This window comes from Streptomyces sp. Root1304, from assembly GCF_001426405.1.
Lineage (GTDB): Bacteria > Actinomycetota > Actinomycetes > Streptomycetales > Streptomycetaceae > Streptomyces.
In genome coordinates this window covers 86918-101506 of the sequence record NZ_LMEP01000002.1, presented here as the reverse complement: position 1 = coordinate 101506, position 14589 = coordinate 86918, and the positions used below count along the sequence as shown (strand labels likewise).

Here is a 14589-nt window from a genome sequence, read left to right as displayed (position 1 = left end):
GGTCAGTCCTCGTCCCCCGCCGCCTCCTTGAGGACCGGGAAGCGGCGGGGTGCGAGGGTCAGCAGGACCAGGAGGGCGAGGGCGGCCGCGCCCGCCGCGCCGACGAAGACGTGGTCGACGGCCGCGTCGACCGCGCGCCGCAGCTGGTCGATGGCCGTGGCGGTGAGGGAGCCCGGGTCGTCGAGGGCGCGGGCCAGGGTGTCCAGGTCGCCGCTGTCGCCGAGGCGGGAGGCGAGGACGCCGTTGGCGACGGCGCCGAAGACGGCCGCGCCTATGCTCTGGCCGACCTGGCGGCAGAAGAGCACCGACGCGGTGGTCGTGCCCCGCTCCCCGTAGGGGACGGTGGACTGGACCCCGACGATCAGCGGCAGTTGGAAGAATCCCAGGGCTCCGCCGAGGAGCAGCATGAGGAGGGCGGGCTGCCAGGGTTCCCCGGGGAACGGCAGGAACGGGAACGCGAGCAGCAGGAGCAGCGCGATCGAGATGCCGAGGACGGCGGTGAGGCGGAAGCCGATCCGGCTGTAGACCCGGTTGGAGAACGCGGCGGTGATGGGCCAGCTCAGGGTCATCACCGAGAGCACGAACCCGGCGGCGATCGGCCCGAGTCCCAGCACGGACTGGGCGTACGTCGGCAGGAACACGGTCGGGGCGACCATGAGCAGGCCGAGGGCGCCGAGGGCGAGGTTCACCGCGGCTATCGTGCGGCGGCACCAGACCCAGCCGGGGATGATCGGTTCGGCGGCGCGCCGTTCGACGACGACGGTGACGGCGCCGAGGGCGGCGGCTCCGGCGAACAGGCCGAGCGACGGCGCGGAGAGCCAGGGCCAGGCGACCCCGCCCTGGACGAGCGCGGTGAGCAGCAGGGCTCCGGTGGCGAAGACGGCGAGGGCGCCGGGCCAGTCGACGCGTACGCGCGCGCGTGGGGCCCCGGTCCGGGCCACGCGCGCGCGTGCGGCGGCGTGCGGCCGGCCGGCCCCCGGCACGTGCGCGCGTGAGCGGCCGGCCCCCGCCACGCGCGCGTGCGCGCCGTCGGTTCCGTCCGTGGCCGGGCGCGGTGGCTCCACCAGGTTGCGGACGATCAGCCACAGGGCGACGAGCCCGACCGGCAGGTTGATCAGGAAGATCCAGCGCCAGTCGGCGTACCCCGCGAGGAGACCGCCGGCGGCCGGGCCGGCCACCGAGGACGCGGCCCACACGGAGGAGAGCTTCGCCTGGATCTTGGGGCGTTCCTTCAGCGGGTACAGGTCGGCGGCGATCGTCTGGATCGTGCCCTGGAGCGCACCGCCCCCGAGGCCCTGGACGACGCGGAAGGCGATGAGCGAGGCCATGTTCCAGGCGCCCGCGCAGAGCAGGGAGCCGATGAGGAAGAGGACGACGCCGGTGATGAGGACCGGCTTGCGGCCGCAGGTGTCGCTGAGCTTCCCGTACACGGGGAGGGTCACGGTCACGGCGAGCAGATAGCCGGAGAACAGCCAGGAGAAGACGGAGAGTCCGCCGAGGTCACCGACGATCTGGGGGACGGCGGTGGAGACGATCGTGCCGTCGATGGCGGCGAGCCCCATGCCGAGCATCAGGGCGGCCACTACGGGTCCGCGGCGGGCGGGCGGGGCGTCGCGGCCCGCCGTCGCGACCCCCTTCACGTACGGCTCCGTCACCGCGGCGTTCCTTTCTTCGTACACCTAAATGTGCGGGGTCAGGGTCCCACTCGACCCCCGGGGGAGGAACCCCTAGGGGCATCTCCCCCATACGGGCCAGGGGTCGTTCGTCCCGTCGGAGGAGGTGAAGTGCCGTACCGGCTTCTTAACTTGAACTTACAAAGCCACCTGCTGCACGCCATCACTAGGAGAGAACCGTGACCACGGCTGTGACCATCCCCAGGCACGGGGGTACTGGAGAGAGCACGGCCGTCGCCGCGCGGGCCCGTCAGGTCGTCAAGGCGTACGGCTCCGGGGAGACCCGGGTCGTCGCGCTGGACTCCGTCGACGTCGACATCGACCGCGGTCGGTTCACCGCGATCATGGGGCCCTCGGGCTCCGGCAAGTCGACCCTGATGCACTGCCTCGCCGGGCTCGACACCGTCACCAGCGGGGAGATCTTCCTCGACGAGACCGAGATCACCGGCCTCAAGGACAAGAAGCTGACGCAGCTGCGCCGGGACCGGATCGGCTTCATCTTCCAGGCGTTCAACCTGCTGCCCACGCTGAGCGCGATCGAGAACATCACGCTCCCGATGGACATCGCGGGGCGGAAGCCGGACGCCGAGTGGCTGCGCAGGGTCGTCGACACCGTCGGCCTCTCCGAGCGGCTGAAGCACCGGCCGAACGAGCTCTCCGGCGGTCAGCAGCAGCGCGTCGCCGTGGCCCGCGCGCTCGCCGCCCGGCCCGAGATCATCTTCGGTGACGAGCCGACCGGAAACCTCGACTCCCGGGCCGGCGCCGAGGTCCTCGGCTTCCTCCGTACGTCCGTGGACGAGCTGGGCCAGACGATCGTCATGGTCACCCACGACCCGGTCGCCGCCTCCTACGCGGACCGCGTCCTCTACCTCGCCGACGGGCGGATCGTGGACGAGATGCTGCGGCCCACCGCCGACGCCGTCCTCGACCGGATGAAGGACTTCGACGCGCGCGGGCGGACCTCATGAGCGTCCTGAAGACCTCGCTGCGCAACTTCTTCGCGCACAAGGGCCGGATGGCGCTCTCCGCCGTCGCCGTCCTCCTCTCCGTCGCCTTCGTCAGTGGGACCCTGGTCTTCACCGACACGATGAACACGACGTTCGACAAGCTCTTCGCGTCGACGGCGTCCGACGTCACCGTCAGCCCGAAGGGCGCCGCCACCGACGACGAGACCCCGCAGACCGGCCGCCCCGAGACCTTCCCCGCCTCGCTCGTCGAGCAGGTCCGGAAGGTCGACGGCGTCCAGGCCGCGCAGGGCGCGGTCGTGTCGACCAGCGTCACCGTCGTCGACGCCAGGAGCGAGAACGTCGGACCCACCAGCGGCGCCCCGACCATCGCCGCCAACTGGAGCCCCAACGAGCTGCGTTCGGTGGACATCGCCTCCGGCCACGAGCCGCGCGGCCCCACCGAGGTCGTCGTCGACGGCGCCACCGCCGAGAAGCACGGCCTGAAGCTCGGCGACACGCTGCGCACGATCTCCGTCACCGGTGACTTCACCGCGAAGATCTCCGGCATCGTCGAGTTCAAGGTCACCAACCCGGGCGCCACCGTCGTCTACTTCGACACCGCCACCGCGCAGCGCGAACTCCTCGGAAAGGAAGGCCTGTTCACCCAGATCACGGCCGACGCCGAGCCCGGTGTCGGCGACGACGTCCTGAAGCGCGACATCGCCGCCGCGATCGGCGGCGGCTACAAGCTGCAGACCGCCGCCGAGGCCGCCGACGCCGGCCGCGAGGACGTCGCCGGATTCCTCGACGTCATGAAGTACGCGATGCTCGGCTTCGCCTTCGTCGCCTTCCTCGTCGGCATCTTCCTCATCGTCAACACCTTCTCCATGCTGGTCGCCCAGCGCACCCGCGAGATCGGCCTCATGCGGGCGATCGGCTCCAGCCGCAAGCAGGTGAACCGTTCCGTCCTCGTCGAAGCCCTGCTCCTCGGCCTCTTCGGCTCGGTCGCCGGCGTCGGCGCGGGCGTCGGACTCGCCGTCGGCCTCATGAAGCTCATGTCCGCGGCCGGCATGGAACTCTCCACCCGCGACCTCACCGTCAGGTGGACGACCCCGACCGTCGGCCTCGCCCTCGGCATCGTCGTCACCGTCCTCGCCGCGTACATCCCGGCCCGCCGCGCCGGGAAGATCTCCCCGATGGCCGCCCTCCGCGACGCGGGCACCCCCGCCGACGGCCGGGCGGGCCGGGTGCGGGGCGCGATCGGCCTGGTCCTCACGGCCGCCGGAGCGGCCGCGCTGTTCGCCGCGACCCGCGCCGACGAGGCCGGCCCCGGCTCCCTCTGGCTCGGTCTCGGCGTCGTCCTCTCCCTGCTCGGCTTCGTCGTCGTCGGCCCGCTCCTCGCGGGCGGTGTCGTCCGCGCCCTGGGCGTCGTCGTCCTGCGGATCTTCGGCCCGGTCGGCCGGATGGCCGAGCGGAACGCGCTCCGCAACCCGCGCCGCACCGGCGCCACCGCCGCCGCCCTGATGATCGGCCTCGCGCTCGTCGCCGGCCTGTCCGTGGTCGGCTCCTCGATGGTCGCCTCGGCCACCGACGAACTGGACCGGTCCGTCGGCGCCGACTTCATCGTGCAGTCCGGCACCGGGCAGCCGATCGTCCCGCAGGCCGCCGCCGCGCTGGACAAGGCGCCGGGCCTGGACCACGTCACCGAGTACCGGTGGGTCGACGCCACCGTCACCGACCCGCGCGGGAGGACCACCACCGCCGACCTGGCCGCCACCGAACCGTCGTACGTGAAGGACCTGCGCCGCGAGACCACGGCCGGCACCCTCACCGACGCGTACGGCAAGGGCGCCATGTCCGTCGGCAGCGACTACGCCACCGCGCACGCGGTCAAGGTCGGCGACGTGCTGACGATCGCCTTCAAGGGCGGCGACAAGGCGAAGCTGAAGGTCGCGGCGATCACCGCGGACACCGGCCAGGTCGACAAGGGGGCGATGTACATCAACGTCTCCACCCTCGCCGAGCACGTCCCCGCCGAGCGGATGCCGCAGAGCCTGCTGATCCTCGCCAGCGCGAAGGACGGCCAGGAGACCCAGGCCTACCAGGCCCTCAAGGACGCGCTCGCGCCGTACCCGCAGTACAAGGTCAGCAACCAGGCCGACTACAAGAAGCAGCTCCAGGACCAGGTCGGCCAGCTGCTCAACATCGTGTACGGGCTCCTCGCCCTCGCGATCGTCGTCGCCGTCCTCGGCGTCGTGAACACCCTGGCGCTCTCGGTGGTCGAGCGGACCCGCGAGATCGGCCTCATGCGGGCCATCGGCCTCTCCCGCCGCCAGCTGCGCCGCATGATCCGCCTGGAGTCGGTGGTCATCGCCCTCTTCGGTGCGCTGCTCGGCCTCGGCCTGGGCATGGGCTGGGGCACGTCCGCGCAGAAGCTGCTCGCGCTCGAAGGCCTCGGCGTCCTGGAGATCCCCTGGTCGACGATCCTGACGGTCTTCGTCGGCTCGGCCTTCGTGGGCCTCTTCGCCGCCCTGGTCCCGGCGTTCCGGGCGGGCCGGATGAACATCCTGAACGCCATCGCGAGCGACTAGCCGTTCTGACGGAGGCCGCTATCCGCGACCCGCACCCCCTGTGCGCCGCACGGGGGGTGCGGTCGCGCTTCGGGAGCGGGTGTCCACGGTGCGTCGTACGCTGGACTCCCCGGCCCGTTCGACGTGTCGGGCTGTTCGCGTTGCCCGCCCCCGTCGTCCGAACCCGGGATGGAAGCTCCATGAGCCTGCACGGTCTGCTCGATGTCGTCGTCAAGGACGCGGCCCTCGCCGAGGCGGTCAAGGCCGCCGCCGACGGGAACCGCCCGCACGTCGACCTGGTCGGGCCGGCGGCGGCACGGCCCTTCGCCGTCGCCGCGCTCGCCCGGGACTCGGGGCGGCCGGTGCTCGCGGTGACCGCGACCGGGCGGGAGGCCGAGGACCTGGCCGCCGCGCTGCGGTCCCTGCTCGACCCGGACCGGGTCGTCGAGTACCCCTCCTGGGAGACCCTGCCGCACGAGCGGCTCTCGCCCCGCTCCGACACCGTCGGCCGCCGGCTCGCCGTCCTGCGCCGGCTCGCCCACCCGCGCGACGACGACCCGGCCGCCGGCCCCGTCAGCGTGGTCGTGGCGCCCATCCGCTCCGTACTCCAGCCGCAGGTCAAGGGCCTGGGCGACCTGGAGCCGGTGGCTCTCAGGAGCGGGCAGACGGCCGACCTGAACGAGATCGTGGAAGGGCTCGCCGCCGCCGCGTACGCGCGCGTGGAGCTGGTGGAGAAGCGCGGCGAGTTCGCCGTCCGCGGCGGCATCCTGGACGTCTTCCCGCCGACCGAGGAGCATCCGCTCCGGATCGAGTTCTGGGGCGACGACATCGAGGAGATCCGCTACTTCAAGGTCGCCGACCAGCGGTCCCTGGAGGTCGCCGAGCACGGCCTGTGGGCGCCGCCCTGCCGTGAGCTGCTGCTGACGCCCGAGGTGCGGGAACGGGCGGCGGCGCTCGCCGAGGCCCACCCGGAGCTGGGCGAACTCCTCAACAAGATCGCCGAGGGGATCGCCGTCGAGGGCATGGAATCCCTCGCGCCGGTCCTCGTCGACGACATGGAGCTGCTGCTCGACGTGCTGCCCGAGGGCGCGATGGCGGTGGTCTGCGACCCCGAGCGGGTCAGGACCCGCGCCGCCGACCTCGTCGCCACCAGCCAGGAGTTCCTGCAGGCGTCCTGGGCGGCCACGGCGGGCGGCGGCGAGGCCCCGATCGACGTCGGCGCGGCCTCCCTGTGGGGGATCGCGGACGTCCGCGACCGGGCCCGCGAACTGGACATCGCCTGGTGGTCGGTGTCGCCGTTCGCGGCCGACGAGATCGTGTCGGGGGACACCCTGACCCTCGGCATGCACGCCCCCGAGTCGTACCGCGGCGACACCGCCCGCGCGCTCGCCGACACCAAGGGCTGGCTGGCCGACGGCTGGCGCACCGTCTACGTGACGGAGGCGCACGGCCCCGCCTCCCGTACGGTCGAGGTCCTCGGCGGCGAGGGCATCGCCGCCCGACTCGACGCGGACCTGGCGGAGATCTCGCCGTCCGTCGTCCACGTGTCGACCGGCTCCATCGACTACGGCTTCGTCGACCACGCGCTCAAGCTGGCCGTGCTCACCGAGACCGACCTGTCCGGCCAGAAGGCGGCCGGCAAGGACGGCCAGCGGATGCCGGCCAAGCGCCGCAAGACGATCGACCCGCTGACCCTGGAGGTCGGCGACTACATCGTGCACGAGCAGCACGGCGTCGGCCGGTACGTGGAGATGGTCCAGCGGACCGTGCAGGGCGCGACCCGCGAGTACCTCCTCGTCGAGTACGCCCCCGCGAAGCGCGGCCAGCCCGGCGACCGGCTGTACATCCCGACCGACCAGCTGGAGCAGGTCACCAAGTACGTGGGCGGCGAGGCGCCGACCCTGCACCGGCTCGGCGGCGCGGACTGGACGAAGACGAAGGCGCGCGCGAAGAAGGCCGTCAAGGAGATCGCGGCGGACCTGATCAAGCTGTACTCGGCGCGGATGGCGGCCCCCGGCCACGCCTTCGGCTCCGACACCCCGTGGCAGCGGGAGCTGGAGGACGCCTTCCCGTACGCGGAGACCCCCGACCAGCTGTCGACGATCGCGGAGGTCAAGGAGGACATGGAGAAGACGGTCCCCATGGACCGTCTGATCTGCGGCGACGTCGGTTACGGCAAGACGGAGATCGCCGTGCGGGCGGCCTTCAAGGCGGTCCAGGACGGCAAGCAGGTCGCGGTCCTCGTGCCCACGACCCTGCTGGTGCAGCAGCACTTCGGCACGTTCAGCGAGCGGTACTCGCAGTTCCCGGTGAAGGTGCGGGCCCTGTCCCGCTTCCAGACGGACACCGAGTCGAAGGCGACCCTGGAGGGGCTGCGCGAGGGCTCCGTCGACGTCGTCATCGGCACCCACCGGCTGTTCTCCTCGGAGACGAAGTTCAAGGACCTGGGCCTGGTCGTCGTCGACGAGGAGCAGCGCTTCGGCGTCGAGCACAAGGAGCAGCTGAAGAAGCTCCGCGCCAACGTCGACGTGCTGACCATGTCGGCCACCCCCATCCCCCGTACGCTCGAAATGGCCGTCACCGGCATCCGCGAGATGTCGACGATCACCACCCCGCCGGAGGAGCGGCACCCGGTCCTCACCTTCGTCGGACCGTACGAGGAGAAGCAGATCGGCGCCGCGATCCGGCGCGAACTCCTGCGCGAGGGCCAGGTCTTCTACATCCACAACCGGGTCGACTCGATCGACCGGGCGGCGGCGCGGCTCCGCGAGATCGTCCCCGAGGCGCGGATCGCGACGGCGCACGGCCAGATGAGCGAGAGCGCCCTCGAACAGGTCGTCGTCGACTTCTGGGAGAAGAAGTTCGACGTGCTCGTCTCGACGACGATCGTCGAGTCCGGCATCGACATCTCCAACGCGAACACCCTGATCGTCGAGCGCGGCGACAACTTCGGCCTCTCGCAGCTCCACCAGCTGCGCGGCCGTGTCGGCCGCGGCCGCGAGCGGGGGTACGCGTACTTCCTGTACCCGCCGGAGAAGCCGCTGACGGAGACCGCGCACGAGCGGCTCGCGACGATCGCCCAGCACACCGAGATGGGCGCCGGCATGTACGTGGCCATGAAGGACCTGGAGATCCGCGGCGCGGGCAACCTGCTCGGCGGCGAGCAGTCCGGTCACATCGCGGGCGTCGGCTTCGACCTGTACGTGCGGATGGTCGGCGAGGCGGTCGCGGACTACCGGGCGCAGATGGAGGGCGGCGCGGAGGAGGAGGCGCCGCTGGAGGTGAAGATCGAGCTGCCGGTCGACGCCCACATGCCGCACGACTACGCGCCGGGCGAGCGGCTGCGGCTCCAGGCCTACCGCTCGATCGCCTCGGCCAACTCGGAGGAGGACATCAGGGCCGTACGCGAGGAACTCACCGACCGTTACGGCAAGCTGCCCGAGCCCGTCGAGAACCTGCTCCTGGTGGCGGGCCTGCGGATGCTGGCCCGCGCGTGCGGCGTCGGCGAGATCGTCCTCCAGGGTCCCAACATCCGCTTCGCCCCTGTGGAGTTGAGGGAGTCGCAGGAGCTGCGCCTGAAGCGGCTGTACCCGCGCACGGTCATCAAGCCGGCGGTCCACCAGATCCTGGTGCCGCGCCCGACCTCGGGCAAGATCGGCGGGAAGCCGGTGGTGGGACGCGAACTGCTGGCGTGGACGGGCGAGTTCCTGACGACGATCCTGGGGTCGTGAGGCGGAACCGCCGGCCGGTGGCCGTCGGGTCGTGAGGCCGTGCGGCGTGGTCAGAGGCGGTCGAGGTCGATCGCCTCGGCCATGGCGCGGTAGCCCGCGTCGCTCGGGTGGAGGTGGTCGCCCGAGTCGTACGCCGGGAGCATCCGGTCCGGGTCGGCCGGGTCCGCGAGGGCGCGGTCGAAGTCGACGTACGCGTCGTAGGCGTCGGCGCCCTCCGCCGTGCGGATCCAGTGGTTGAAGGCGTCCCGTTCGGCCTCGGTGGCCGGGGTGTCGTAGACGGAGCCCTTCACGGGGGTGAGGGTGGCGCCGACGACCTTCAGGCCCCGGGCGCGGGCCTCGCGGATGAGCGTGCGGTGGCCCTCGATCAGCTCGTCGACGGTGACGTCGGCGTGGCGCCGGCCGCCGAGGTCGTTGATGCCTTCGAGGACGAGGACGGTGCTGACGCCGCGCTCGGCGAGGACGTCCGGCGCGAAGCGGTCGAGGGCCTGTTCGCCGAAGACGCCGCCGTCGCGGACGACCCTGTTGCCGCCGATGCCGTGGTTGAGGACGGCGCGGGGGCGGCCGGCGGCGGCGAGGCGCTCGGCGAGTTCGTCGGGGTAGCGGTTGTCGGCGTCCGTGGTGGCGCCGGCCCCGTCGGTGAGGGAGTCGCCGAAGGTGACGACGGCGCCCGGGCGTTCCGCACGGGCGCCGCCCGAGACCTCGATCCCGGAGAGGTAGTACCAGGACGTGCCGTGCTCGGTGAACGCCGAGCCGTCCGTGTCGGCGAGGCGGTCGCCCTTCGCGCGGTGGCTGGTGGCGGTGGCGAGTAGGTGGGAGGTGGCGGGGCCGGTGGGCCCGGCCAGGTGAAGGGTGACCGTCACCCGCGCGAAGGGCGCGACGGGGAGGTCGGCGGCCTCGCTGAGGACGGTGCCGCCCCGTGGGACGGTGGCCGCGGTGTCCCCGCCGGGACCGAAGGTCAGCCGGCGGACGGAGCCGGGCTCGACGGAGCCGGGCTCGACGGAGCCGGGGCCTGCCGTGCCTGTGGGAGTGGGGGCCGTCGCGCGGGCGACGGTGGCACCGGTGAGGTGCAGCGGGGTCGTGCCGTAACGGTTGCTCAGCTCGATACGGAGCCGCGTCCCGCCGGCGGTGACCCGGACGGTCTGGCGCAGGGTGTGGTCCGTGAAGCCCTGCTGGGACCAGTTGCCGGGGCCCGGGGGCTGCGGCGAGGCGGCCCAGGCGCCGCGCCAGGAGCCGTCGGCGGGCGCCCCGCGCGCGTGGGCCCCGGCATCGGTGCCGCAGGCGGTGAGGGTGGTCGCGGCGGCGAGGGCGAGGAGGGGGAGGAGGACGCGGAGGGGGTGGTGTGAGCGGGGAGGGTGGTGCGGGTGGCTGCTCATGCGCTGCGCCGCTCCGTACGTGAGAGGGCTTCCGGGGCTACGGGCTCCGCGTCGACGGCTTCCGGGGCGACGGGCTCCGCGTCGCCGGGCTTCGGGGCCGCGGGCTCCGTGCCGCCGGGCTCCGCGTCTGCGGGCTCCGCGCCGCCCGGCTGCGTGTCCACGGGCTCCGCGCCGCCCGGCTCCGGCCCGAACATCAGGCCCGTCAGCGAGCGGAACATCTCGCCCGGTTCCCGGCCCCCGAGCGGTTCGTCCAGGTTGTGGCCCAGGAGCAGCGTCGCGAAGCCGTGGGCGAGGGACCAGGCGGCGATGCCGGCCGTACGGGGGTCGGGGGAGTGGTGCAGCTCGGCGACGCCCGTACGGAGTTCGACGGAGGCGGCCTCCTTCGCGGCGGCCAGGTCGGGGTCGTCGGCGCGCAGCAGCTCCGGCTGGAACATGACCTGGAAGTGGGCCGGGTGCCCGGTCGCGAAGCGCACGTACCGCACGCCGCGTTCGCGCAGCTCGGGGACGCCGGCGAGGGCCTCGGCGAGGAGCCGGTACCCCTCGGCGGCGACGGCTGTGAGGAGTCCGGTGCGGTCCTTGAAGTGGTGGGCGGGCGCGGCGTGGGAGACGCCGGCGCGGCGGGCGAGGTCGCGGAGGCTCAGCGCCCCCGGTCCTTCGGCGGCGATGACGTCGAGGGCGGCGTCGAGGACGGCCCGCCGCAGGTCGCCGTGGTGGTAGGTGCTCCGGCTCGTCATGGCAGCAGCCTAGCCCTGATCTAGTCATTGACAAGTTGGCGGGCGGAGCGCAATCTTGTCAGTGACAAGATGCTGGGCGGGCCGATCGTGAGGGAGAACGCCGTGGAATCCGGACGCGTACGCCAGATGTGGCACCTGCTCGAACCGCTGCACGCCCTGCTCTACTACGCCCCCGAGGCCTTCGACGAGGCCGCCGCGCTCGGCTACGACACCGCCGAACGCTGGCCCTCCTACTTCGCCTGGCGCGCCGCGCCGCTCGGTGCGGCGGGCCCGGTCCGGGTGGCCTCCGCCTTCTACAGCTTCAGCCCCGGCATGGTCGCCCGGTACGTCCCCGCCGCCTGGGAGACCGCCGCTCCGGCCGAGGTGCTCGCCGCCCGCCTCCGGGCCGTGGACCGCACCTACCGAACGGTCCTCGGCGAGGAGGCCGTGACGGGCCCCGGCCTCGCCGAGGCGGCGGGTCTCGCACGGCGCGCGGCGGAGGCCGTGGGGGTGGCGGGGGTGAGCGAGGCGGCCGGGACCGGCGGCGCCGCGGGGCGTCCGCTCGCCGCGGCCAACGCCGAGCTGCCCTGGCCAGAGGCCCCGCACCTCGTCCTCTGGCAGGCCGCGACGGTGCTCCGTGAGCACCGGGGCGACGGGCACCTCGTCGCCCTGCTGGCCGCCGGGCTCGACCCGGTCGAGGCGCTCGTCTCGTTCGCGGCGATCGGCGCCGCGCCCGAGCCCGTCTTCGAGAGCCGGGGCTGGAGCGCCGCCGACTGGTCCGGCGCCCGCGCGCGGCTGACCGCCCGTGGGCTCCTGGACGCGTCGGGGGCCGCCACCGAGGAGGGCCGCGCCCTGCGCGCCGAGGTCGAGCGGCGTACGGACGAACTGGCCGCCGCCCCCTGGGACGCCCTCGGTTCCGACGGCGCCGCCCGGCTCGCCGACCTGCTCGGCGGCCCCTGGCTGGCCGCGATCGGCTCGGGTCTGCTGCCCTCCGAGAACACCCTCGGGATCGGCAAGGTGTGAGGCGGGGAGGGGGTGGGGCGGAACCCCGGCGGGGCCGGGAGGGTCGGCGGGCCGGAACCCCGGCGCCTCCTCGCGCCCGCCCGGCGGGGCCTTGGACCCGTCCGTTTCGGGACCAAGGGTACGAAGGGCCCGTCGCCGTCCGGCCTAGGATTCCAGGGTGCTGACGTATCGAAGGACCCTGGCCGCCTCGGCACTTGCCGTCGCCGCACTCGTAACCACCGCCTGCTCGCCCGGAGCTGACACCCCGGAGTCCGGTGGCGGATCCGCCGGGAAGCCCGCCGCGCGCGGTACCGCCCTCGCCGCCGTGGACACGCTCACCGTCAAGGGCCGCGCACCGAAGACGGGGTACGAGCGGGAGAAGTTCGGCCGCGCCTGGGTGGACGTCGACGGCAACGGCTGCGGCACCCGTGACGACATACTCAAACGCGATCTGGCCGGCGTCCGGTTCACGGACGGCCACTGCAAGGTCGCCTCGGGAACCCTCACCGACGACCCGTACACCGGGACCACCGTCTCCTACGTCCGGGGGCGCAGCAAGGTCGACATCGACCATGTCGTGGCGCTCTCCGACGCCTGGCAGAAGGGCGCGCAGAAGTGGGACGGGGAGACCCGCCGCCGCTTCGCCAACGACCCGCTCAACCTGCTCGCCGTCGACGCGGCCACGAACCGCCGCAAGTCCGACGGGGACGCGGCGACCTGGCTGCCGCCGAACCGGGCGTACCGCTGCACCTATGTGGCCCGGCAGGTCGCGGTGAAGAAGAAGTACGGCGTGTGGGTGACGGGCGGGGAGCGGGACGCGATGAAGAAGGTCCTCGCCGGATGCCCGCAGCAGAAACTTCCGTAAGGTGCCGACCTATCCGAAAAAACGTTTGAGCAACCGGAAAACGATCTTTAGCCTGCCGTCATGGACCTGAACATCACGACCCTTGCCGAGCGCCCCGAACTGGAAGGGCCGATGTGGGGTATGCGCGACCTCTGGCCCGAGTTCATGATGTACGACCCGGTGGGCTGGGCGAACATCGGGCAGATCGTCCGTCAGCTGCCGGAGTACGTCCTCGTCGCCACCGACGCCGAGGGCAAGGTCGTCGCGCGTGGTTTCAGCGTGCCCTTCCGCCTGGACGTGGACGGCCGCCGTGAGCTGCCGGCCCGCGGCTGGGACGAGGTCCTGCTCTGGGCGTTCTCGGACCTGAAGCACGGCCGGGAGGCCGACACGGTCAGCGCGATCGAGATCACCGTCGACACGAGCGCCCTCGGCCAGGGCATCTCGCACCGGATGCTGGCCGCGATGCGGGAGAACGTCGCCGCGCACGGTTTCTCCGAGCTGGTCGCCCCGGTCCGCCCCAACGGCAAGCACCTGGAGGCCGAGGCCTCCATCCACGAGTACGCCTTCCGCACCCGTGAGGCCGACGGCCTGCCGCACGACGCGTGGCTCCGTGTCCATGTGCGCGCGGGCGGTGTGGTCGAGGCGGTGGCCCCGGCGTCGATGACCGTCGCCGGCTCCGTCGAGCAGTGGCGGAAGTGGACCGGTCTTCCCTTCGACACCGACGGTCCGGTGGAGGTCGAGGGCGCCCTCGTCCCCGTCCACTGCGAGGCCACTCGTGGCTACGCGGTCTACGTCGAGCCCAACGTCTGGGTCCGGCACCGCCTGGTCCCGTAGCGGACCGGTGGTCCGGACGCCCGCCGCCGAGGCCGCTGCCCTTCCGGGCCGCGGCCTCCGGTCGTCTCCGGCCCAGGGCCTTCCGGGCCGGGCCGTACCTTCCCGGCTCGGACCGGTCGGGCTGCTCAGGCCGGTCGTGCCAGTCGGGCCGGTCGGGCTGCTCAGGCCGCTCGGGCCTTCGGGTCAGGCCGTCTTCGTCCAGTCGCCGCAGCCCGAGGACTTGAAGTAGCCGTCCGAGGCGGTGACCTTCACGATGGCCGTGCCCGTGACGTTGTCGTTGGCGAGGATCGCGTCCGTGCTGTGGCTCGCGTCCTTCGACCGCTCCCAGTAGCACTCCGCGTCCTTGTTCCCCGTCGACTTGTACGTGCCGGGGGCGATGTCGACGCCCACCTTGAACATGCCTCCGTCGCCCTTGAGCGTGGCCTTGGGGGTGCCCGTCGCCTTGGCGTCGACGGCCTCCCACTTCCCGCAGCCGGAGGACTTGAAGAGCTTGTCCGTGGCCTTGATCTCGACGTAGCCCGTGCCCGTCACGTTGTCGTTGGCCAGGATCGAGTCCGTGTCCCCGGAGGCGTTCTTGGCGCGCTCCCAATAGCACCCCGCGTCCTTGTTGCCCGTGGAGCGGTAGAGGCCGGGCTTGGCGTCCGTGCCCACCTCGAAGTCGCCGTCGCCGTCGATCGTGACGACCTTCTTCCCGGCGGGGGCCTTGGACTCGGGGGCCTTCTTGTCGCCGCCCTGCTTCGCGGGCTGCTCCTTCTTGTCGCCCGCCTTGGGGGAGCCGCCGTCGCCGCCCCCGCCCATCGCCGCGCCGATGGCGATGACCGCGACGACCGCGCCGGCGGCGGTGAGGACCTTGTGGCGGGCGAACCAGTTGCGCTGCTGCTGCTGAGACATGGCTGTGGCAC

At 72.7% G+C, this 14589-nt stretch carries 9 protein-coding genes and 1 pseudogene; 6 read left to right on the top strand and 4 right to left on the bottom strand.

Features of this window, described 5'->3' with window-relative positions; translation table 11 throughout:
* Positions 1-2: 2 nt before the first annotated feature.
* On the bottom strand, positions 3-1571 hold the full coding sequence (locus ASD33_RS05435) for an MFS transporter (protein ID WP_242426956.1): 1569 nt from the start codon (positions 1569-1571) through the stop codon (positions 3-5).
* Between the two features lie 281 nt (positions 1572-1852).
* On the opposite strand from ASD33_RS05435, the gene ASD33_RS05430 reads away from it, so the two are divergent.
* The 3 genes from ASD33_RS05430 to mfd all read left to right on the top strand — a co-directional run bounded on the left by ASD33_RS05430 (position 1853) and on the right by mfd (position 8921).
* A complete protein-coding gene (locus ASD33_RS05430; protein ID WP_056554192.1) occupies positions 1853-2641 on the top strand; it encodes an ABC transporter ATP-binding protein in 789 nt (262 codons plus the stop codon).
* The gene (locus ASD33_RS05425) at positions 2638-5211 is read left to right on the top strand and encodes an FtsX-like permease family protein (protein WP_056554189.1); all 2574 of its coding nucleotides are present in this window, start codon (positions 2638-2640) and stop codon (positions 5209-5211) included. The genes ASD33_RS05430 and ASD33_RS05425 overlap by 4 nt, the downstream gene beginning before the upstream one ends.
* A 179-nt stretch (positions 5212-5390) precedes the next feature.
* A complete protein-coding gene (mfd, locus tag ASD33_RS05420; protein WP_056554185.1) occupies positions 5391-8921 on the top strand; it encodes a transcription-repair coupling factor in 3531 nt (1176 codons plus the stop codon).
* Between the two features lie 50 nt (positions 8922-8971).
* Here the strand turns inward: mfd and ASD33_RS05415 are convergent, their stop codons facing one another.
* Both ASD33_RS05415 and ASD33_RS05410 read right to left on the bottom strand, forming a co-directional pair.
* Entirely contained in the window at positions 8972-10294 is a 1323-nt protein-coding gene (locus tag ASD33_RS05415) for an SGNH/GDSL hydrolase family protein (RefSeq protein ID WP_056554182.1), read from the bottom strand.
* Positions 10295-10476: 182 nt separating this feature from the next.
* A pseudogene (locus tag ASD33_RS05410) lies at positions 10477-11028 on the bottom strand (TetR/AcrR family transcriptional regulator); the annotation flags it as partial.
* Positions 11029-11097: 69 nt separating this feature from the next.
* Here ASD33_RS05410 and ASD33_RS05405 point away from each other — a divergent pair.
* From ASD33_RS05405 to ASD33_RS05395, 3 genes are all read left to right on the top strand, one after another.
* Entirely contained in the window at positions 11098-12030 is a 933-nt protein-coding gene (locus ASD33_RS05405; RefSeq protein WP_056554178.1) for a hypothetical protein, read from the top strand.
* A 157-nt stretch (positions 12031-12187) separates the two neighbouring features.
* Positions 12188-12874, top strand: coding sequence for an HNH endonuclease family protein (locus ASD33_RS05400; protein WP_199863452.1), 687 nt, complete (start codon positions 12188-12190; stop codon positions 12872-12874).
* A 60-nt stretch (positions 12875-12934) separates the two neighbouring features.
* Positions 12935-13687: a hypothetical protein gene (locus ASD33_RS05395; RefSeq protein WP_056554175.1), complete on the top strand. Its 753-nt coding sequence runs from the start codon at positions 12935-12937 to the stop codon at positions 13685-13687.
* Between the two features lie 183 nt (positions 13688-13870).
* Here ASD33_RS05395 and ASD33_RS05390 read toward each other — a convergent pair whose 3' ends face one another.
* The gene (locus tag ASD33_RS05390) at positions 13871-14578 is read right to left on the bottom strand and encodes a hypothetical protein (RefSeq protein WP_056554172.1); all 708 of its coding nucleotides are present in this window, start codon (positions 14576-14578) and stop codon (positions 13871-13873) included.
* Positions 14579-14589 lie beyond the last annotated feature (11 nt).

Coding starts and splice junctions, on each gene's coding strand:
- ASD33_RS05435 (WP_242426956.1), bottom strand. CDS start 1,571: ATGCTCGGCATGGGGCTCGCCGCCATCGACGGCACGATCGTCTCCACC.
- mfd (WP_056554185.1), top strand. CDS start 5,391: ATGAGCCTGCACGGTCTGCTCGATGTCGTCGTCAAGGACGCGGCCCTC.
- ASD33_RS05390 (WP_056554172.1), bottom strand. CDS start 14,578: ATGTCTCAGCAGCAGCAGCGCAACTGGTTCGCCCGCCACAAGGTCCTC.
- ASD33_RS05415 (WP_056554182.1), bottom strand. CDS start 10,294: ATGAGCAGCCACCCGCACCACCCTCCCCGCTCACACCACCCCCTCCGC.
- ASD33_RS05425 (WP_056554189.1), top strand. CDS start 2,638: ATGAGCGTCCTGAAGACCTCGCTGCGCAACTTCTTCGCGCACAAGGGC.
- ASD33_RS05395 (WP_056554175.1), top strand. CDS start 12,935: ATGGACCTGAACATCACGACCCTTGCCGAGCGCCCCGAACTGGAAGGG.
- ASD33_RS05405 (WP_056554178.1), top strand. CDS start 11,098: ATGCTGGGCGGGCCGATCGTGAGGGAGAACGCCGTGGAATCCGGACGC.